This window comes from Streptococcus sp. Marseille-Q0941, assembly GCF_943736975.1.
GTDB lineage: Bacteria > Bacillota > Bacilli > Lactobacillales > Streptococcaceae > Streptococcus.
The window spans coordinates 213,652-234,639 of the sequence record NZ_CALSFO010000003.1; the positions used below are offsets into that span (position 1 = coordinate 213,652).

The window sequence follows — 20,988 nt, forward strand, 5'->3', positions numbered from 1 at the left end:
TAAAAAATCGCGAGTCATCGCGATTTTTTTATAATTTTTCATTGACGAATCGAATGAAACGATTCCACCAAACTTTTAAGAAGAAGGCTTTTTCAACATTTTTTTCAGCGACCATTTCAAAGCTGGGTTTATCAGCGGTAATATAACCTTGACCAACTAAGTCTTTGTCTTCGTAAGTTAGGTGTCCAACGACTGTACCTGCTTCAAGTGGTGCAGTGTGCTCAGTAGTATCAGGTGTATATGTAACTTCTGATTGTGCTCGACTACCAAGACGTTGAACAATTTTTATATCCTCTTTAGCGACTGCGGTAACAGTATCTTGCTTTCCATCATAAACTGGAGATTTGCTATCTTGGTAGCTTTCTCCTTGCTTAACAATTGTTTGGAGAGCAAAGTTTGATGAGATATAATCTAGAAGAGCTGAAGTTGCAGTGAAACGAGCATAAGGATTGCTATCTTGGTTGTCAGCATTCAAAACAACTGTAATGATACGCATTCCTTTTTCTACAGTCGTACCGACAAAAGAAGCTCCTGCTTTATCAGTTGTTCCAGTCTTAAGACCATCAATCCCACCACGATAGGCAGGCATTCCATCTAACATATAGTTTGTAGCATGAATGGTGATCCCTGCGAAAGTAGAAGAAGGTTTCTTAGTGATTTCTAAAACCTGAGGATACTTGAGGATAAGATTACGTGCAATGACAGCCACATCATAGGCACTCATCTTGTTTTCGTCATCTTTCTTAGAACCAGGATAGATATTATTCCCAAGAGTTTCATTATTTAGACCAGTAGTATTGACTAGGGTCGCATCTTGGATTCCCCATTCAAGCAGTTTAGCCTTCATCATGTCGACAAAGTCTTTTTCAGATCCAGCAACCTTTTCTGCTAAAGCGATAGCTGCACTATTGGCACTAGACACCAATGTTGCTTCAAGCAATTCTTCAACAGTGTAGTTACGAGCTTCCATAGGAACGTTACTTGCTTCGGAGTTGGTCGTGAGCTGGTAAGGATAATCAGATATTTCTACTGGAGTGGAAAGAGTGATTTTTCCTTGTTCGAGGGCCTCATAGACTAGGTAAACAGTCAGTAACTTACTAATAGAAGCAATCTCAACAGGTTGAGTTGCATCTTTCTCGTATAAAATCTTACCGCTAGTTGCCTCGACAGCGATGGCGTGTTTTGCTGCGACATCAAAATCTTGAGCATATGCAGTAGTAGCAGAACCAAATGAAATAAGCGTGATTAATGTTAAAAATAATTTCTTCATAGTAATTGTATTCTATCATAAAGATAAAAAATATTCTTGTTTTTATAATGTAGGTTATCAATCTTTATCGAAATATGGTAAAATAGGAAAAAGAGGAGGTGGCTTATGTTTCGGAGAAATAAATTATTCTTCTGGACCACTGAGATATTATTAATAACCTTAATCTTCTACTTATGGAGAGAAATGGGTGCTATTATTACACCATTTGTAAGTGTCGTAAATACAATCATGATTCCCTTTTTACTAGGAGGATTTCTCTACTACTTAACAAATCCAATCGTTATCTTTTTAGAGAAGGAATGTCGCATCAATCGAATCATTGGAATTTTGTTAACTCTTTGTGTTCTCTTCGGGTCCATAGTGATAGTTGTCGTATATCTCTTACCGATTTTAATCAATCAGTTGAGTAGTTTGATCAATTCTAGCCAAGGCATTTATGGTCGACTCCAAGATTTGGTGATAGAATTATCAAAATACCCTGCTTTCCAAGAGCTTGATATTCAACAAACAATTCAACAATTAAATCTATCTTACATCGATATTTTACAAAATATCTTAAATAGTGTGACAAATAGTGTAGGAAGTGTTCTTTCAGCTCTAGTAAGTACTGTTTTAATTATTATTATGACGCCAGTTTTCTTGATTTACTTCCTCCTAGATGGGCATAAATTTTTGCCGATGCTAGAAAGAACTATTTTAAAACGAGACAAACTGAATATATCTGGGTTAATTACAAACTTGAATACGACTATTTCCCGTTATATTAGTGGTATATCAATTGACGCATTCATTATCGGGTGTTTGGCTTTTATCGGTTATAGTGTCATTGGTTTGAAATATGCATTGGTTTTTGCTATTTTCTCAGGTTTAGCAAATTTGATTCCTTATGTTGGACCGAGTATCGGATTAATACCGATGATTATATCCAATTTGTTTACGGATCCTCAAAAGATGATTATAGCTGTCATCTACATGTTGATTATCCAACAAGTAGACGGGAATATCCTCTATCCCCGTATTGTTGGTGGAGTCATGAAGGTTCATCCGATTACTATTCTTGTCCTCTTATTATTATCAAGTAATATCTATGGAGTCGTTGGTATGATTGTTGCAGTTCCTACCTATTCGATTCTAAAGGAAATATCTAAATTCCTCGTTCAACTTTATGAAAAGCATAAAGAAGTACAAGAAGTAAAAGAAAAATAAAGATTTTTAAAAAGAAACAGATTCATCTGTTTCTTTATTTTTTTATCCATAGATTCAAGACTTAGAGAAAGAATCTGAATAATTAACAAAAACTTTGTAAAACACTTGCAATTTAGCTAAAATTTGATAAAATAGTAAGGAAAGTTAGACTGTATTGCCTACTGTCTATCTATAAAATATATTTTATTGGAGGCTTTTACTCAAATGGCAAAAGAAAAATACGATCGTAGTAAACCACACGTTAACATTGGTACTATCGGACACGTTGACCACGGTAAAACTACCCTAACTGCAGCTATCACAACTGTTTTGGCACGTCGCTTGCCTTCTTCAGTTAACCAACCAAAAGACTATGCGTCTATCGATGCTGCTCCAGAAGAACGCGAACGCGGTATCACAATCAACACTGCGCACGTTGAGTACGAAACTGAAAAACGTCACTACGCTCACATCGACGCTCCAGGACACGCGGACTACGTTAAAAACATGATCACTGGTGCCGCTCAAATGGACGGAGCTATCCTTGTAGTAGCTTCAACTGATGGACCAATGCCACAAACTCGTGAGCACATCCTTCTTTCACGTCAGGTTGGTGTTAAACACTTGATCGTCTTCATGAACAAAGTTGACTTGGTTGATGATGAAGAATTGCTTGAGTTGGTTGAAATGGAAATCCGTGACCTTCTTTCAGAATACGATTTCCCAGGTGATGACCTTCCAGTTATCCAAGGTTCAGCTCTTAAAGCTCTTGAAGGTGACACTAAGTATGAAGACATCGTTATGGAATTGATGAACACAGTTGATGAGTACATCCCAGAACCAGAACGTGACACTGACAAACCATTGCTTCTTCCAGTCGAAGACGTATTCTCTATCACTGGACGTGGTACAGTTGCTTCAGGACGTATCGACCGTGGTACTGTTCGTGTCAACGATGAAATCGAAATCGTTGGTATCAAAGAAGAAACTTCAAAAGCAGTTGTTACTGGTGTTGAAATGTTCCGTAAACAACTTGACGAAGGTCTTGCAGGAGACAACGTAGGTGTCCTTCTTCGTGGTGTTCAACGTGACGAAATCGAACGTGGACAAGTTATCGCTAAACCAGGTTCAATCAACCCACACACTAAATTCAAAGGTGAAGTCTACATCCTTACTAAAGAAGAAGGTGGACGTCACACTCCATTCTTCAACAACTACCGCCCACAATTCTACTTCCGTACTACTGACGTTACAGGTTCAATCGAACTTCCAGCAGGTACTGAAATGGTAATGCCTGGTGATAACGTGACTATCGACGTTGAGTTGATCCACCCAATCGCCGTAGAACAAGGTACTACATTCTCTATCCGTGAGGGTGGACGTACTGTTGGTTCAGGTATGGTTACAGAAATCGAAGCTTAATTCGATTTAGTTCCCAGAAGAACAATTATTTAAGTCAGACACTAAAAGAATCTTGCCTTGCAAGGTTCTTTTTTTGTAATCGAGTCAGAATAAGAGTAGCTTTTTTACATTTCCACAAATTCATGGTAAAATTGGTAAATATAAAATTTGGAGTATGAATATGAAGTATAAGCGAATCGTATTTAAAGTTGGGACATCATCATTAACCCATGAGGATGGAAGTTTATCTCGAAGTAAAGTGAAAGTAATTACTCAGCAACTTTCAATGTTACATGAGGCTGGTCATGAATTGATTCTTGTATCATCTGGTGCGGTCGCGGCTGGATTTGGACCACTTGGATTTAAGAAGAGACCCACAAAAATTGCTGATAAACAGGCTGCAGCAGCTGTAGGTCAAGGTCTGCTTTTAGAGGAATATACAACCAACCTCCTTATGCGCCAAATTGTCTCAGCCCAAATCTTACTGACGCAAGATGATTTTGTTGATAAAAGACGCTATAAAAATGCACACCAAGCCCTAACAGTACTACTTAATCGTGGGGCAATTCCTATCATCAATGAGAATGATAGTGTCGTGATTGATGAACTTAAAGTTGGTGACAACGACACTCTTAGTGCCCAGGTAGCTGCTATGGTCCAGGCAGATTTGTTAGTTCTTTTGACTGATGTGGATGGACTTTATACGGGGAATCCAAATACCGACCCAACTGCTAAGCGCTTAGAAAAAATTAAATCTATTAATCGTCAGATTATTGATATGGCTGGCGGTGCTGGATCCTCAAACGGTACCGGTGGTATGTTGACAAAAATGAAAGCTGCAACCATTGCAACGGAGTCAGGAGTTCCAGTCTATATCTGTTCATCTTTGAAGTCAGGTGCTATGATAGAGGCTGCAGAGAAGACCAAGGATGGTTCCTACTTTGTAGCACAGGAGAAGGGGCTTCGTACCCAGAAACAATGGCTGGCTTTTTATGCAAAAAGTCAGGGAATTATTTGGGTAGATGGTGGAGCAGCAGAAGCACTTTCAAAAAACGGAAAAAGTCTCCTATTATCAGGTGTCGTCAGTATCGAAGGAAAGTTTTCTTATCATGATGTTGTGACAGTAGTGGATAAAACAACTAGTCAGAGCCTAGGGAAGGGACGGGTTCAGTTTGGTGCATCTGCCATAAAAGATTTGCTTCGTACTCCAAAAACTAAAGGAGTTTTGATACATCGAGATGATTGGATATCTATTACTCCAGAAATCCAGTTACTTTTTACAGAATTTTAGAGGTAAATGATGGTAAGTACACAAGAACAATTTGAACAAGTACAGGCTGTTAAAAAATCTATCAATACTGCTAGTGAAAATCTAAAAAATCAAGCCTTGCTAGCTATGGCAGATCACTTATTGGCAGCTACTGAAGAAATTTTGGCTGCTAATGCACTGGATATGGAAACAGCTAATGGTAAGATTTCAGACGTAATGTTGGATCGGCTTTATTTAGACGAGGGACGAATTGAGGCTATGGCAACTGGAATTCGTGAAGTCGTTGCTCTTCCAGATCCTATCGGTGAAATCTTAGAAACTAATCATCTTGAAAACGGATTGGTTATAACCAAGAAGCGTGTAGCTATGGGGGTCATTGGTATTATCTATGAAAGCCGTCCTAATGTCACGTCTGATGCGGCTGCTTTAGCTATAAAAAGCGGAAATGCGGTGGTCCTTCGTAGTGGTAAGGATGCCTACCAAACTGCTCATGCTATTGTTACAGCCTTGAAGAAGGGTTTGGAGACAACTGCCATTCATCCAGAGGTGATTCAACTGGTGGAAGATACTAGCCGTGAAAGTAGCTATGCCATGATGAAGGCAAAAGGCTATCTGGATCTTCTCATTCCACGCGGAGGTGCAGGCTTAATCAATGCGGTAGTTGAGAATGCTATTGTTCCAGTTATTGAGACTGGAACTGGAATTGTCCATGTCTATGTTGATAAGGATGCGGATGAGGATAAGGCTCTTTCTATCATCAACAATGCAAAAACTAGTCGTCCGTCTGTCTGCAATTCCATGGAAGTCTTACTGGTTCATGAAGACAAGGCGGCAAGCTTCCTTCCTCGTTTAGAGCAAGTTCTAGTGAAAGAACGTAAAGAAGCTAGTCTTGAACCTGTTCAATTTCGTTTAGATGAAAAAGCTAATCAATATATTTCTGGGAAACCAGCTGAAGCTCAAGACTTTGATACCGAGTTTTTGGACTATATCCTAGCACTTAAGGTTGTTTCTAGCCTTGAGGAAGCAGTTGAGCATATCGAAACTCATAGCACCCATCATTCGGATGCAATTGTGACAGAAAATCAAGATGCAGCGAGCTATTTTACTGAGCAAGTGGATTCAGCAGCGGTCTATGTCAATGCTTCAACTCGATTTACGGATGGTGGTCAATTTGGTTTAGGTTGTGAAATGGGAATCTCTACACAGAAACTGCATGCACGTGGTCCAATGGGCTTGAAGGAATTAACGAGCTACAAGTATGTGGTCACTGGTGATGGACAGATAAGGGAGTAAGATATGAAAATTGGATTTACCGGTTTAGGGAATATGGGGGCTAGTTTGGCCAAAGTAGTCATAGGGACTAGATCTATAGATAAGATTCTCCTTGCCAATCGTAGTCAAGCTAAGGTAGATACCTTTGTAGCGAACTATGGCGGACAAGTTTCGAACAATGAAGAAGTTTTTACAGTAGCAGATGTGATTTTTCTTGGAGTTAAGCCAGCACAGTTTTCAGAACTGCTTTCTCAATATCAGACCATTCTTGAAAATAGAGATAGTATTCTTTTGATTTCTATGGCAGCTGGATTAACCTTAAAAAAATTAGGAAATTTAGTTCCAAGTCAACATCGTCTCATTCGTATCATGCCAAATACTCCAGTTTCTATTGGACAAGGAGTGATTAGTTATGCTATGTCTGCAAATTGTCATCCAGGAGACAAACAACTTTTTTGTCAACTCTTAGCTAATGCGGGCAAGTTAGTTGACTTAAATGAAGATTTAATAGATGCGGCTACAGGACTTGCAGGTTGTGGACCAGCCTTTGTTTATTTATTTATAGAGGCATTGGCAGATGCAGGAGTGCAAACCGGTTTACCACGAGAGAAGGCATTGGAAATGGCAGCACAAACAGTAGTGGGTGCGGGACAGATGGTTTTAGAGACTCAACAACATCCTGGAGTTTTGAAAGATCAGGTTTGTAGTCCAGGTGGGGCAACCATTGCTGGGGTAGCAAGTCTAGAAGAACATTCTTTTAGAGGTACGGTTATGGATGCAGTTTACCAATCATACAAACGAACACAAGAACTAGGTAAATAAGAGGTCGGAATACTTTCTGGTCTCTTTTATCATTAGCAATAAAAAGCTTTTCACAAATGCCTATTTTTTTGATAGAATAGAAGGAAGAAAAAAAGAAAGAAGTTCGTCATGTCAAAAGGATTTTTAGTCTCTCTAGAGGGGCCAGAAGGAGCTGGGAAAACAAGTGTGCTTGAAGCTATCCTTCCTTTGTTAGAAGAAGAGAATATTGAGTTTTTAACAACACGTGAGCCAGGTGGAGTCTTGATCGGTGAGAAGATTCGAGAAGTCATTTTAGATCCTAGTCATACTCAGATGGATCCGAAGACAGAGCTTCTTCTCTATATTGCTAGTCGTAGACAGCATTTGGTGGAAAAGGTATTGCCAGCCCTTGCAGCTGGGAAAATAGTCATCATGGATCGTTTTATCGATAGTTCAGTTGCTTATCAAGGCTTTGGTCGTGGTTTGGATATTGAAGCGATTGATTGGCTCAATCAATTTGCGACAGATGGTCTTAAGCCAGATTTGACACTTTATTTTGATATTGAAGTAGAAAAGGGGCTGGAACGAATCGCAGCAAACAGTGATCGTGAAGTCAATCGTTTAGATTTGGAAGGTTTAGATCTACATAGAAAAGTTCGTCAAGGCTATCTTTCCCTTCTTGAGAAAGAAGGTGAGCGTATTGTTAAAATCGATGCGAGCTTACCACTAAATCAAGTGGTTGAAAATACGAAACAAGTTTTGTTTGACAGAATGGGGCTGACAGAATGAATCAAGAGCAATTAAGAGCTTGTCAACTTCAACAATTTGAGTATTTTCTACGTATCTTGGAACAAAAACAGCTGAATCATGCCTATCTATTTTCGGGTTATTTTGGAAGTCTAGAGATGGCTTTATTCCTATCTAAGAGTTTATTTTGTACAGAAAAGCAGGGTGTCTTACCATGTGAGTCTTGTCGAAATTGTAAGCTGATTGAACAGGAAGAATTTCCCGATGTCACCATTATTCGTCCGCTGAATCAAATCATTAAAACGGAACGAATCCGAGAATTAGTTGGGCAGTTTTCTCAATCAGGAATCGAAAATCAACGTCAGGTTTTTATCATTGAACAAGCAGAAAAAATGCATGTGAATGCTGCCAATTCACTACTAAAGGTCATTGAAGAACCGCAAAGTGAAACCTATATTTTCTTCTTAACCAATGATCAAGAGCAGATGTTACCAACTATCCGAAGCCGTACACAGATTTTTCAATTTAAGAAACAAGTTGAAACCCTTATGAATCAACTGGAACAAGCAGGATTAGTCAAAAACAAAGCAAGACTTTTGGCGGAATTTAGCCAATCGCCATCGGAAGCTGAAAAACTGACAAATCAAGCAAGTTTTTGGAATTTGGTTGAAGAAGGTGAGCGTTTCTATAGCTGGTTGGAGTCTGAGAAAAAGGAATCCTACTTACAGGTTGCGAAATTAGCAAGTTTAGCTGATGATAAAGAAAAACAAGACCAAGTATTCAGAATTTTGGAAGTTTTAGCAGGTCAAGAGATTCAAAAAAATGCAGCTCGTACAATTTTGCAAAATCTCCTCGAAGCTAGAAGAATGTGGAAGGCAAATGTTTCCTTTCAAAATGCTTTAGAATTCTTAGTTTTACAATAAAATGAAAATAAATTACAGAAAGGGCTGTCCATGAACAAAAAAGAATTATTTGATGCTTTAGATGATTTTTCTCAACAATTATTGGCAACCTTGGCAGATGTCGAAGCCATCAAAAAGAATCTCAAGAGTGTTGTAGAAGAGAATACAGCTCTTCGTTTAGAGAATGATAAACTAAGAGAGCGCTTGAGTGAGGAAGAAGAAGCAACTCCAACTAAGACCAAACATATCAGAGAAAATGTGAGCCGAATTTATGACGACGGTTTTCATGTGTGTCGTGATTTTTATGGCCAACGTCGTGAACAAGATGCAGAATGTATGTTTTGCGATGAATTGTTGTTTAGGGAGTAAGCATGCAGATTCAAAAAAGTTTTAAAGGACAATCACCTTATGGCAAGCTGTATCTTGTTGCAACTCCGATCGGGAATTTGGAGGATATGACCTTTCGCGCTATTCAGACTTTGAAAGAAGTGGACTGGATTGCTGCTGAGGACACTCGAAATACTGGACTATTGCTCAAGCATTTTGATATTCCGACCAAACAGATCAGTTTTCACGAGCACAACGCCAAGGAAAAGATTCCTGATTTGATTGATTTGTTGAAACAAGGTCAAAACATTGCTCAAGTTTCTGATGCGGGGATGCCAAGCATTTCAGACCCTGGTCACGATTTGGTTAAGGTTGCAATTGAAGAGGATATCCCAGTTGTTACAGTGCCGGGTGCAAGTGCAGGAATTTCTGCCTTGATTGCTAGTGGATTGGCTCCACAACCCCACATCTTTTATGGCTTTCTGCCGCGAAAATCAGGTCAACAAAAGCAATTTTTCGAATTAAAAAAAGACTACCCTGAGACTCAGATTTTCTATGAATCGCCTCACCGTGTAGCAGATACGCTGGAAAATATGTTAGCTGTTTATGGTGACCGTCCAGTAGTTCTGGTTCGAGAATTGACTAAGATTTATGAAGAATACAAGCGAGGTCATATTACAGAGTTATTGGAAAGCATCTCTGAAACTCCACTCAAAGGCGAGTGTCTTCTCATCGTGGAAGGTGCTAGTCTAGAAGTAGAAGATAAGGATGAAGAGGATTTATTCTCTGAAATACAGGAACGCATCCAAGAAGGTGTTAAGAAAAATCAAGCAATTAAGGAAGTCGCAAAGATATATCAGTGGAACAAAAGCCAGCTCTACGCTGCCTACCACGAATGGGAAGAGAAACAATTCAACGACTAAACAGGGAAGTTTGCCTTCTTCCCTTTTTTTGTTATACTAGTAAAAGAAAAAATAGAAAGATTTGTGGGTGTCAAATAGTCCAGTGTTTTTTTGATATGGACTTATCTTACACCCAAAGAGGTATTAGTGTCATGTCTCAATCTTATATCAATGTTATCGGTGCTGGTTTAGCAGGTTCTGAAGCAGCTTACCAAATCGCAGAGCGTGGTATTCCAGTTAAACTCTATGAAATGCGTGGTGTCAAGTCAACACCTCAGCACAAAACAGACAATCTTGCAGAGTTGGTTTGTTCCAATTCTTTGCGTGGAGTTTCCCTAACAAATGCTGTTGGCCTCCTCAAGGAAGAGATGCGTCGTCTTGGTTCTGTGATTTTAGAATCCGCAGAAGCTACACGTGTTCCTGCTGGTGGGGCGCTTGCGGTTGACCGTGATGGGTTCTCCCAAATGGTCACTGAAAAAATTGCCAACCACCCTTTGATCGAAGTGGTACGTGACGAAATTACAGAATTGCCGACTGATGTAATCACAGTTGTCGCTACTGGTCCTTTGACCAGTGATGCCCTGGCTGAAAAGATTCATGCCCTTAATGATGGTGCTGGCTTCTATTTCTACGACGCGGCAGCACCTATTATCGACGTCAACACCATTGATATGAGCAAGGTTTATCTCAAGTCTCGTTATGACAAGGGGGAAGCAGCTTATCTCAATGCTCCGATGACCAAACAAGAGTTTATGGATTTCCATGAAGCCTTGGTCAATGCAGAGGAAGCACCTCTTAATTCTTTTGAAAAAGAAAAGTACTTTGAAGGTTGTATGCCTATCGAAGTCATGGCAAAGCGTGGTATTAAAACCATGCTCTATGGTCCGATGAAACCAGTTGGTCTGGAATATCCAGAAGACTATAAAGGTCCTCGTGATGGTGACTTCAAAACACCTTATGCAGTAGTTCAGCTTCGTCAGGACAATGCAGCAGGAAGTCTCTATAATATTGTTGGATTCCAAACTCACCTTAAATGGGGAGAACAAAAACGTGTCTTCCAAATGATTCCAGGTCTTGAAAATGCTGAGTTTGTCCGTTATGGTGTCATGCACCGTAATTCTTACATGGATTCACCAAATCTTCTTGAGCAGACCTATCGTTCTAAGAAACAGCCCAACCTCTTCTTTGCTGGCCAGATGACGGGTGTGGAAGGCTATGTCGAGTCAGCAGCATCAGGCTTAGTTGCGGGAATTAATGCGGCTCGTCTCTTTAAAGGAGAGAGCCCAGCTATTTTCCCAGAGACGACAGCTATCGGTAGTTTAGCTCATTATATCACCCATGCTGATAGCAAACACTTCCAACCCATGAATGTTAATTTTGGCATTATCAAGGAGTTAGAAGGTGAGCGTATTCGTGATAAAAAGGCTCGTTATGAGAAAATTGCAGAACGTGCCTTGTCTGATTTAGAGAAATTTTTATCTATCTAATTTTTTTGAAAGAATTGCTCATGATACTATAAAAATCTTTTAAATTGTGATAAAATAGGTAGGATGAAAAAAGGAGAGAGAAAATGGTAGAACCTAAGTATAAACGTATCTTAATCAAGCTATCTGGTGAAGCCCTTGCTGGCGAACGTGGTATCGGGATTGATATCAAAACCGTCCAAAGTATGGCCCAAGAAATCAAGGAAGTTCACGAGCTAGGAATTGAAATTGCCTTGGTTATCGGTGGTGGAAACCTTTGGCGTGGAGAACCTGCAGCAGAAGCTGGTATGGATCGTGTTCAAGCGGATTACACTGGAATGCTTGGGACCGTTATGAATGCTCTTGTGATGGCAGATTCATTGCAACAAGCTGGTGTTGATACTCGTGTACAAACAGCCATTGCTATGCAACAAGTAGCAGAGCCTTATATTCGTGGACGTGCTCTTCGCCACCTTGAAAAAGGACGTATCGTTATCTTTGGCGCGGGAATTGGTTCACCTTACTTCTCTACAGATACAACAGCAGCTCTTCGTGCAGCTGAGATTGAAGCAGACGCTATTTTGATGGCTAAGAATGGTGTAGACGGTGTCTACAATGCTGATCCTAAGAAAGATAAAACGGCTGTTAAATTTGAAGAATTGACTCACCGTGATGTCATTAATAAAGGACTCCGTATCATGGATTCAACAGCTTCAACTCTATCTATGGATAACGATATTGACTTGGTTGTCTTTAATATGAATCAGCCTGGCAATATCAAACGTGTTGTATTTGGTGAAAATATCGGAACAACAGTTTCAAACAATATCGAAGAAAAGGAATAAGAAAAATTATGGCTAACGCAATTGTAGAAAAAGCTAAAGAGAGAATGACGCAATCTCACCACTCACTTGCCCGTGAGTTTGGTGGTATCCGTGCAGGTCGTGCGAACGCAAGCTTGCTTGACCGTATCACCGTTGAATACTATGGTGTCGAAACACCTCTTAACCAAATTGCTTCTATCACAATCCCAGAAGCGCGTGTCTTGTTGGTAACACCATTTGATAAATCTTCATTGAAAGATATCGAACGTGCCTTGAACGCTTCAGACCTTAGTATCACACCAGCTAATGATGGTTCAGTTATTCGTTTGGTGATCCCAGCTCTTACTGAGGAAACTCGTCGTGATCTTGCTAAAGAAGTGAAAAAAGTTGGTGAAAATGCTAAAGTAGCTATTCGTAATATTCGTCGTGATGCTATGGATGAAGCTAAGAAACAAGAAAAAGCTAAAGAAATCACTGAAGATGAATTGAAGGGTCTCGAAAAAGAAATCCAAAAAGCAACAGACGATGCTGTTAAACACATCGACGACATGACTGCCAATAAAGAAAAAGAAATCTTGGAAGTCTAAGAAATAAACAGAAAAACTCAGTTGGCATTGCTGGCTGAGTTTTATTCGAAAGAAGGAAACATGAATACAAATCTTGCAAGTTTTATCGTTGGACTTATCATCGATGAAAATGACCGTTTTTACTTTGTTCAAAAGGATGGTCAAACATACGCTCTTGCTAAGGAAGAAGGCCAGCATGCAATAGGTGATACCGTTAAAGGCTTTGCCTACGCGGATATGAAGCAAAAACTTCGCTTGACTACCCTAGAAGTGACTGCGACTCAGGAACAATTTGGTTGGGGAACAGTAACAGAGGTTCGTAAGGATTTGGGTGTTTTTGTTGATACAGGGCTTCCTGACAAGGAAATCGTTGTGTCACTGGATATCCTACCTGAACTCAAAGAACTCTGGCCAAAGAAGGGTGATAAGCTCTATATTCGTCTAGAAGTAGATAAAAAAGACCGTATTTGGGGAATTTTGGCTTATCAGGAGGACTTCCAAAAACTAGCACGTCCGGCCTACAATAATATGCAGAACCAGAACTGGCCTGCAATCGTATATCGTCTTAAGCTATCAGGGACCTTTGTCTATCTGCCAGAAAATAACATGCTGGGCTTTATCCATCCTAGCGAGCGTTATGCAGAGCCACGTTTAGGACAAGTGTTGGATGCGCGTGTTATTGGTTTCCGTGAAGTGGATCGTACACTTAATCTTTCACTGAAACCTCGCTCATTTGAGATGTTGGAGAACGATGCGCAGATGATCTTGACTTACTTGGAAAGCAATGGTGGCTTCATGACCCTGAATGACAAGTCATCTCCTGAGGACATCAAGGCAACCTTTGGCATTTCTAAAGGTCAATTTAAAAAAGCGCTTGGTGGTTTAATGAAAGCTGGAAAGATTAAACAAGACCAGTTTGGTACGGAGTTAATTTAAGGAGGCTTATGCGAAAATCATTTTATACTTGGTTGATGACCGAGCGCAATCCTAAAAGTAACAGTCCCAAAGCCATCCTAGCAGACCTCGCTTTTGAAGAGTCAGCTTTTCCAAAACACACGGATGATTTTGATGAGGTTAGTCGCTTTTTGGAGGAACATGCCAGTTTCTCTTTTAACCTAGGAGACTTTGACTCTATCTGGCAGGAATATTTAGAACATTAAAATGGCAGAAGTATTAGGGATAGCAATTTCTAAATGCCTTTGCTATAATAAAAAGAAATTAAAGAGTTAGAGAGGTTCTTTGTTTGAAGGAACATTCAATAGACATTCAGTTAAGTCATCCAGATGACCTGTTTCATCTTTTTGGTTCCAATGAACGCCACCTTCGTTTGATGGAGGAAGAGTTAGATGTTATCATCCATGCTCGTACAGAGATTGTACAAGTCTTGGGAGAGGAATCTTCTTGTGAAGAAGCACGACAGGTTATACAAGCCTTGATGGTCTTGGTCAATCGGGGGATGACTGTCGGAACTCCAGATGTGGTGACAGCCATTAATATGGTGAGAAATCATGAAATTGATAAGTTTGTTGCCCTCTATGAAGAAGAGATTATCAAAGATAATACTGGTAAGCCGATTCGTGTGAAGACGCTGGGACAAAAAATTTATGTTGATAGTGTTAAGAACCACGATGTTACCTTTGGAATTGGGCCTGCCGGTACAGGGAAGACATTCCTAGCCGTGACCTTGGCTGTCACAGCTCTCAAGCGTGGTCAAGTCAAGCGTATTATCTTGACTCGTCCAGCAGTTGAAGCGGGAGAAAGCCTAGGATTTCTACCTGGTGATTTGAAAGAAAAGGTAGATCCTTATCTTCGACCAGTCTACGATGCTTTATATCAGATTTTAGGGAAAGACCAAACAACCCGTCTCATGGAGCGAGAAATTATTGAGATTGCACCACTTGCCTACATGCGTGGACGTACCTTGGATGATGCCTTTGTGATCTTGGATGAAGCACAAAATACAACCATTATGCAGATGAAGATGTTCTTGACACGTTTAGGATTCAATTCTAAAATGATTGTCAATGGGGATATTAGTCAGATTGACCTGCCCCGTAATGTCAAGTCAGGTTTGATTGATGCCCAAGAAAAACTTAAAAACATTCACCAGATTGACTTTGTTCATTTTTCAGCCAAGGATGTGGTTCGTCATCCAGTAGTCGCTCAGATTATCAGAGCCTATGAACCTCGACCTGTCAAAGCTGAAGAAAATCAAGAAGAAACAGAATAAAGAAAAAGAGAGTGGGACAGAAATCGGTAATTCGTTAGAATTCGATTTCGTCGTCCCACCTCCGCACAGTTGCGTAGGGCTGTAAAAGCTGATGAAATCAGCCTAGTAGAGCCACTCAACCACTGCGTCTTACTCGAAAATCCAAAGACAATTGAGAGGCTAGGACTTTTGTCCCAGCCTCTATTTTTGTAGTTTTAATTTATAAATCATTTTAAACAAGCTCACTAATAGGTGTGAAGTCACGTTCTAAACCTTCAGCTACTGGTTGGCTGGTAAGTTGACCTTGATAAGTTGTTACACCTTCACATAAGCCAGCATCTTCAAGGATTGCTTTCTTAAATCCTTTTCCTGCCAAGGCTTCGATGTATGGAAGAGTTACATTTGTAAGGGCGATGGTAGAAGTACGTGCAACAGCACCAGGAATGTTAGCTACTGCATAGTGAAGAACACCGTGTTTTTCATAGACAGGCTCATCATGGGTTGTCACACGATCAGCCGTTGCGATAACACCACCTTGGTCTACAGCAACGTCTACGATAACAGAACCAGGACGCATTTGTTGGACCATGTCATCGGTTACTAACTTCGGAGCTTTAGCACCAGGAATTAAGACTGCACCGATAACAACGTCTGCTTCACGCACACTTGCTTCGATATTAAATGGGTTAGACATGAGGGTTTGGATTTGGTGACCAAAGACATCTTCAAGGACAGAAAGGCGCTTAGCACTGATATCAAGAATAGTGACTTGTGCTCCTAAACCAAGAGCGATACGTGCTGCGTGTGTACCAACGACACCGCCACCGATAATAGTGACTTTTCCTTTTGGAACACCAGGAACACCACCGAGTAGAACTCCTGAACCACCAGCTTGTTTAGTCAAGAAGTGAGCTCCGATTTGGACAGCCATACGACCGGCAACCTCACTCATTGGAACCAATAAAGGAAGTTGACCTTCAGTATCGCGCACCGTTTCATAAGCAACACCAGTCGTTTTAGCTGCAAGCATAGCATCCGCTAATTCTGGAGCTGCTGCCATGTGCAAGTAAGTGAAGAGAAGTAAATCCTCACGCAAGAACTGGTACTCACTAGAAAGGGGTTCCTTGACTTTAACAACTAACTCTGCAGCCCATGCTTCGGCAGCAGTTGCGACAATTTCTGCTCCTTGCTTTTCATAGTCTGCATCAGTAAAACCTGAGCCAAGTCCCGCATTTGTTTCGATGAGGACACGGTGACCACGACCAACGAGACTTTGTACACCAGCAGGTGTCAAAGCAACTCGATTTTCATTATTTTTAATTTCCTTTGGAATTCCAATTAGCATAGAGATTTGCTCCTTATTTAACATTTAGGTTCTTATACTATATCATCACGGGAAGAACCCAGTCTTTTCTTGTGATGTTCTTATTTTATATGAAACCCCTCGGAAAATCAAGAAAAATTATTGATTTCTAATGCATTTTTTGTTAAGCTTTTAGAAAATATACTTAATTCAGTGAGGGGGAAAGTTGTGTGATTATTTATGAAGATGTCAACATAGATTCTGTTTCTCTTAACTTTACATCCACATTTAATATATATGTGGGACGTTGGTATATTATTGGTGACTATAGAAGAAGGGAAGAGTATTTACAGTATTTGGTTTCACGATTATATGATTATTCGACTAAAAATAAATTTAATCTATATTTAGTATTAGGAGATGATTGTTTTAATGATAACAGTAGAATAATCCAATATTATAAACTTTGGAAATTGCTCAAAAAGCAACACCTAGAGGTTAGGAATGCAATTTATTCTGAAGAGATTATGATTACGAAGAATGATAAAGTGAAATTTTTTGGTGGAATTCAAATATCGGATAGAGAGTCTGTTTCAGACATTGTTTCAATCTTGCTAGCAAAACTAACAGCTCATTTATTATTGTTGCCAGAGGGACTTAAAGTTACAACTTTTTTACAGTCAGGTTTTTCAAAGATAATAGCTGAAAATAGCGAGTATATTGAGAATGTGGTTAGTAGTGGTGGAATTGTTTTATTCCGTGAAAGTTACTTTGACGATAGGAATACAGGTTTTATAGGTTTTGGGGGATTGTCCTTAATTACTAAAGATTTATTTGGAAAATAGGTAACAATAATTGGAACTTTATGAATGAAACTAAGAGAGTAACATTTTTATAATTACAAATTATTATTGAAAACAGTGTTTTGTCATTGTTCACAAGAAAAACTTGTAAACCTATTTCTTTTATGTTATTCTTTTAGCAGCCTATTTTTGGGGGTGAAATCATGGAATCACTATTTATCAAACTAGCTAAGCATAAAATTATCGAAACTGAACGCTTAGTTCTCAGACCTGTAACGCTTGATGATGCAGAAGCCATGTTTGAGTATGCTTCAAACAAAGAAATTACGCGCTACACTTTTCAAACCAATCAAAGTTTGGAGGAAACCAAGAATAATATTGCTCAGTTTTATCTAGCAAATCCCTTGGGTCGATGGGGAATAGAATTAAAAAGTACTGGAGAGTTTATCGGAACCATTGACCTGCACAAGATGGATATGGTTCTCAAGAAGGCATCCATAGGTTACATTATCCATCAAAAATATTGGAATCAAGGTTTGACAACAGAAGCCAATCGAGCTGTAATTGAACTGGCTTTTGAAAAGATAGGAATGAATATGTTGACCGCCCTTCACGATAAGGACAATCCTGCGTCAGGCAAGGTCATGGAGAAATCAGGCATGCACTTCTCTCACGAAGAACCGTATGCTTGTATAGACCAGCATGAAAAAGATCGTATCGTGACAAGAGTTCATTATATCTTGACTAAGGAAGACTATTTTGCGAATAAGTAAGCAGTTGAAAAGATTTTTCAGCTGTTTTTTCTTTCTCTTACGAATAAGCTAAGAGAGGAGAAAATATGGAAGAACTTATTGAGAAAATCAAAGAATACAAAATCATTGTTATCTGTGCTGGTTTGGGCTTGGTATTGGGTGGATGTTTCCTCCTGAAGCCCTCAACGCAAACACCTGCTAAGGAAAGCAATTTGCAGGCTGAAGTTACAACTGTTTCAAAGGATTCAGTTAGGGAAAAAGAGGAGAAAATCCAGAAATCGGAAACTGAAGAAGTGGTGGAGCAAGATCTAATCACTGTCGATGTCAAAGGTGCCGTCAAATCACCTGGAATCTATGATTTGCCAGTTGGAAGTCGGATCAATGATGCTGTCCAAAAAGCGGGTGGACTTACAGACAATGCTGATAGTAAGTCTATCAATCTCGCCCAGAGAATTAGTGATGAAGCACTTGTTTATGTTCCAACTAAGGAAGAAACAACTAGTCAAGAGGCGCATTCAAATACTTCCAACACCAAAGACAATAAGAAAGTCAATCTCAATAAAGCCAGTTTGGAGGAGCTAAAACAGGTTAAGGGATTGGGAGGCAAACGTGCTCAGGACATCATCGACCACCGTGAAACCAATGGTAAATTCAAGTCTGTTGATGATCTCAAGAAAGTGTCAGGAATTGGTGCTAAGACAGTAGAAAAGTTAAAAGAATATGTCACAGTGGATTAGTCGCATACCCATCCCCAAAATCTATCTCAGTTTTCTACTACTATGGCTCTACTATGCAATCTTTTCAGCCAGTGTATTAGCACTTTTGGGGTTTGTCTTTTTACTATTCTGTCTCTTTTTCCAATTCCCATGGAAGACTGTGACCAAGATCCTCTTGATTTGTGGGCTATTTGGGAGTTGGTTTTTATTTCAAAAATGGCAGCAAGAAGCAGCTAGTCGATACCTTGTCGCCTCGGTTAATACAGTGCGAATATTACCTGATACCATCAAGGTGAATGGTGATAGTCTATCCTTTCGTGGAAAGGCTGACGGTAGACTCTATCAAGTCTATTATAAACTCCAGTCAGAAGCTGAGAAGGAAAAATTTCAAGACTTATCTGACTTGCACGAAATGGTCGTGAAAGGGAAAATAGCTAGTCCTCAAGGAGCAAGTAATTTCGCTGGATTTGATTATCGAAACTATCTCAAAACTCAGAGAATTTATCAGACCTTGACCCTATCTGAAATTGTCGAATCAAGGAAAATTTCTAGTTGGGATATAGGGGAAAATCTATCAAGCTTGCGAAGAAAAGCAGTTGTTTGGATAAAAAGGAATTTTCCCGACCCCATGCGAAATTATATGACAGGTCTTTTATTGGGACATTTAGATACAGACTTTGAGGAAATGAATGAACTCTACTCAAGTTTAGGGATTATTCATCTGTTTGCATTATCTGGCATGCAGGTTGGGTTCTTCATGGATGCTTTTAAGAAGTTACTATTGCGTTTTGGCTTGACGCAAGAAATGTTCAAATGGATAGCCTATCCATTTTCCTTAGTTTATGCAGGTTTAACAGGATTCTCTGCTTCTGTTATTAGAAGCCTGTTACAAAAACTCTTGGCTCAACATGGCTTCAAGTCACTCGATAATTTTGCTCTTACTATCCTGGTCTTGTTCATAGTGATGCCGAATTTCTTCCTAACTGCTGGTGGAGTGCTCTCCTGTGCCTACGCCTTTATCTTGACCATGACTGGCGAAGAAGTAGAAGGAATAAAAGGTCTAGCTAGAGAGAGTTTCATTATTTCCTTAGGAATCCTGCCGATTTTGTCATTTTACTTTTCTGAATTTCAACCGTGGTCTATCCTATTGACCTTTGCTTTTTCATTCTTATTTGATATGGTCTTTCTACCACTTTTATCAATGCTCTTCTGTCTGTCATGGATATATCCTATTACCCAGTTAAACTTTCTCTTTGAATTGCTAGAAAATATTATTCGCTACGTTTCTCAGATATCTACTAGGCCCTTAGTTTTTGGCCAACCGAGTCTTTGGGTGCTGGTATCTCTGTTAATATCTTTGGCTCTTGTCTATGATTATCGTAAAAATTTGAAAAAAATACCGATCATTGTCCTATTTGTCCTAGCTCTCTTTTTAGGAACCAAACACCCACTGGAAAATGAAATCACGGTCTTAGATATGGAGCAGGGACGCAGCATTTTCCTAAGAGACATGACAGGGAAGACCATTCTACTAGATGTCGGGGAAAAGTCTGAAGTTGAAAAGAAAGAAGTCTGGCAGGAGAAAGTCACTACGAGTAATGCAAAGCGTAGTTTAATCCCTTATCTAAAAAGTAGAGGAGTCGCAAAGATTGATCAGCTTGTGCTAACGACTAGTGAGCCTAAGCAACTAGATCATGTGTTAGAGATTGGTAAAGTTTTTGAACTAGGTGAAGTTTTAGTAACTGAAGAAACTCTGTCTCAAAGAGATTTCTTTGATAAGTTAAAAGAAAGTAACTTGAATGTTCGACCTCTTAAAACTGGAGAGAGATTATTTGTTTTTGGGAGTCATTTGGATGTAATCACAACTCAAAACAAGGATAAAAAAGTCTCAATATCCATGTATGGTAAACTACTAAATCAAACCTTTCTAGTTACTAGGAATATAGTGAAAAACTCCCTAACTAGCTATTATCCCAAACTCCAAGCAGATGTTGTGATAACTCATCAGCAGTCATCTAAGAAAAAGACTGATGTCGAGGTCTTCAAAACTTTACAACCTAAAATGACTGTCATGTCGGTAGACAAGAAGAAAAAATTTAAAGTAATTAACCAAGAAGATAAAGAAGTTGAGAATGCCATATACAAAACGGATAAAAAAGGAGCCATTCGTTTTAAAGGCTGGAGCTCTTGGAAACTGGAAACAGTTCGATGAATTTGAACTTTAGAAGAAAATTAAAATTGTCTAAACAATCAATCAGAACTTGATTTTAGAACCTTTTTGCTATAAAATGGTAAA

At 39.5% G+C, this 20,988-nt stretch carries 21 protein-coding genes; 19 read left to right on the top strand and 2 right to left on the bottom strand.

The window, feature by feature from the left end; genetic code table 11:
- Positions 1 to 28: 28 nt before the first annotated feature.
- Positions 29 to 1,270: a D-alanyl-D-alanine carboxypeptidase PBP3 gene (pbp3, locus tag NGI26_RS02905; protein WP_251935692.1), complete on the bottom strand. Its 1,242-nt coding sequence runs from the start codon at positions 1,268 to 1,270 to the stop codon at positions 29 to 31.
- Positions 1,271 to 1,375: 105 nt separating this feature from the next.
- Between pbp3 and NGI26_RS02910 the strand changes: the two genes are divergently transcribed.
- The 15 genes from NGI26_RS02910 (at position 1,376) to NGI26_RS02980 (ending at position 15,139) form a co-directional block, all read left to right on the top strand.
- Positions 1,376 to 2,476, top strand: coding sequence for an AI-2E family transporter (locus NGI26_RS02910; protein ID WP_251935694.1), 1,101 nt, complete (start codon positions 1,376 to 1,378; stop codon positions 2,474 to 2,476).
- Between the two features lie 204 nt (positions 2,477 to 2,680).
- Positions 2,681 to 3,877, top strand: a complete 1,197-nt coding sequence (gene tuf / locus NGI26_RS02915) for an elongation factor Tu (protein WP_061409157.1) — start codon at positions 2,681 to 2,683, stop codon at positions 3,875 to 3,877.
- A 160-nt stretch (positions 3,878 to 4,037) separates the two neighbouring features.
- Entirely contained in the window at positions 4,038 to 5,147 is a 1,110-nt protein-coding gene (gene proB, locus NGI26_RS02920) for a glutamate 5-kinase (RefSeq protein ID WP_251935696.1), read from the top strand.
- A 9-nt stretch (positions 5,148 to 5,156) separates the two neighbouring features.
- Complete coding sequence (locus tag NGI26_RS02925; RefSeq protein ID WP_251935698.1) at positions 5,157 to 6,419, top strand: glutamate-5-semialdehyde dehydrogenase; 1,263 nt, start codon at positions 5,157 to 5,159, stop codon at positions 6,417 to 6,419.
- Between the two features lie 3 nt (positions 6,420 to 6,422).
- The gene (gene proC / locus NGI26_RS02930; protein ID WP_251935701.1) at positions 6,423 to 7,220 is read left to right on the top strand and encodes a pyrroline-5-carboxylate reductase; all 798 of its coding nucleotides are present in this window, start codon (positions 6,423 to 6,425) and stop codon (positions 7,218 to 7,220) included.
- A 108-nt stretch (positions 7,221 to 7,328) separates the two neighbouring features.
- Entirely contained in the window at positions 7,329 to 7,967 is a 639-nt protein-coding gene (gene tmk, locus NGI26_RS02935; RefSeq protein ID WP_251935703.1) for a dTMP kinase, read from the top strand.
- Entirely contained in the window at positions 7,964 to 8,848 is an 885-nt protein-coding gene (locus NGI26_RS02940) for a DNA polymerase III subunit delta' (protein ID WP_251935705.1), read from the top strand. The genes tmk and NGI26_RS02940 overlap by 4 nt, the downstream gene beginning before the upstream one ends.
- 30 nt (positions 8,849 to 8,878) lie before the next feature.
- Positions 8,879 to 9,196, top strand: a complete 318-nt coding sequence (gene yabA, locus NGI26_RS02945) for a DNA replication initiation control protein YabA (protein ID WP_251935706.1) — start codon at positions 8,879 to 8,881, stop codon at positions 9,194 to 9,196.
- 2 nt (positions 9,197 to 9,198) lie between these two features.
- Positions 9,199 to 10,077, top strand: coding sequence for a 16S rRNA (cytidine(1402)-2'-O)-methyltransferase (gene rsmI / locus NGI26_RS02950; RefSeq protein WP_251935708.1), 879 nt, complete (start codon positions 9,199 to 9,201; stop codon positions 10,075 to 10,077).
- A 131-nt stretch (positions 10,078 to 10,208) separates the two neighbouring features.
- Positions 10,209 to 11,543 (top strand): methylenetetrahydrofolate--tRNA-(uracil(54)-C(5))-methyltransferase (FADH(2)-oxidizing) TrmFO, encoded by a 1,335-nt coding sequence (gene trmFO / locus NGI26_RS02955; RefSeq protein WP_251935720.1) that lies wholly within the window; start codon positions 10,209 to 10,211, stop codon positions 11,541 to 11,543.
- Between the two features lie 83 nt (positions 11,544 to 11,626).
- Positions 11,627 to 12,364, top strand: coding sequence for a UMP kinase (gene pyrH, locus NGI26_RS02960; protein ID WP_251935742.1), 738 nt, complete (start codon positions 11,627 to 11,629; stop codon positions 12,362 to 12,364).
- Between the two features lie 8 nt (positions 12,365 to 12,372).
- Positions 12,373 to 12,930: a ribosome recycling factor gene (gene frr / locus NGI26_RS02965; protein WP_251935744.1), complete on the top strand. Its 558-nt coding sequence runs from the start codon at positions 12,373 to 12,375 to the stop codon at positions 12,928 to 12,930.
- Between the two features lie 60 nt (positions 12,931 to 12,990).
- On the top strand, positions 12,991 to 13,845 hold the full coding sequence (gene cvfB, locus NGI26_RS02970; RefSeq protein ID WP_251935746.1) for an RNA-binding virulence regulatory protein CvfB: 855 nt from the start codon (positions 12,991 to 12,993) through the stop codon (positions 13,843 to 13,845).
- 8 nt (positions 13,846 to 13,853) lie between these two features.
- Complete coding sequence (locus NGI26_RS02975) at positions 13,854 to 14,069, top strand: YozE family protein (protein WP_001232085.1); 216 nt, start codon at positions 13,854 to 13,856, stop codon at positions 14,067 to 14,069.
- Positions 14,070 to 14,152: 83 nt separating this feature from the next.
- Positions 14,153 to 15,139, top strand: coding sequence for a PhoH family protein (locus NGI26_RS02980; protein WP_251935748.1), 987 nt, complete (start codon positions 14,153 to 14,155; stop codon positions 15,137 to 15,139).
- Positions 15,140 to 15,350: 211 nt separating this feature from the next.
- Here the strand turns inward: NGI26_RS02980 and ald are convergent, their stop codons facing one another.
- Positions 15,351 to 16,463: an alanine dehydrogenase gene (gene ald, locus NGI26_RS02985; protein ID WP_251935750.1), complete on the bottom strand. Its 1,113-nt coding sequence runs from the start codon at positions 16,461 to 16,463 to the stop codon at positions 15,351 to 15,353.
- A 188-nt stretch (positions 16,464 to 16,651) separates the two neighbouring features.
- Here ald and NGI26_RS02990 point away from each other — a divergent pair, with 188 nt between their 5' ends.
- From NGI26_RS02990 to NGI26_RS03005, 4 genes are all read left to right on the top strand, one after another.
- A complete protein-coding gene (locus tag NGI26_RS02990; RefSeq protein WP_251935752.1) occupies positions 16,652 to 17,266 on the top strand; it encodes a hypothetical protein in 615 nt (204 codons plus the stop codon).
- Between the two features lie 161 nt (positions 17,267 to 17,427).
- Positions 17,428 to 17,997 carry a GNAT family N-acetyltransferase gene (locus NGI26_RS02995; protein WP_251935754.1) on the top strand — a complete coding sequence of 190 codons (570 nt, stop codon included), beginning with the start codon at positions 17,428 to 17,430 and terminating at the stop codon, positions 17,995 to 17,997.
- A gap of 65 nt (positions 17,998 to 18,062) precedes the next feature.
- Entirely contained in the window at positions 18,063 to 18,713 is a 651-nt protein-coding gene (locus tag NGI26_RS03000) for a helix-hairpin-helix domain-containing protein (protein WP_251935756.1), read from the top strand.
- Positions 18,697 to 20,904, top strand: a complete 2,208-nt coding sequence (locus NGI26_RS03005) for a ComEC/Rec2 family competence protein (protein WP_251935758.1) — start codon at positions 18,697 to 18,699, stop codon at positions 20,902 to 20,904. Before NGI26_RS03000 ends, NGI26_RS03005 begins: the two co-directional genes overlap by 17 nt.
- Positions 20,905 to 20,988 lie beyond the last annotated feature (84 nt).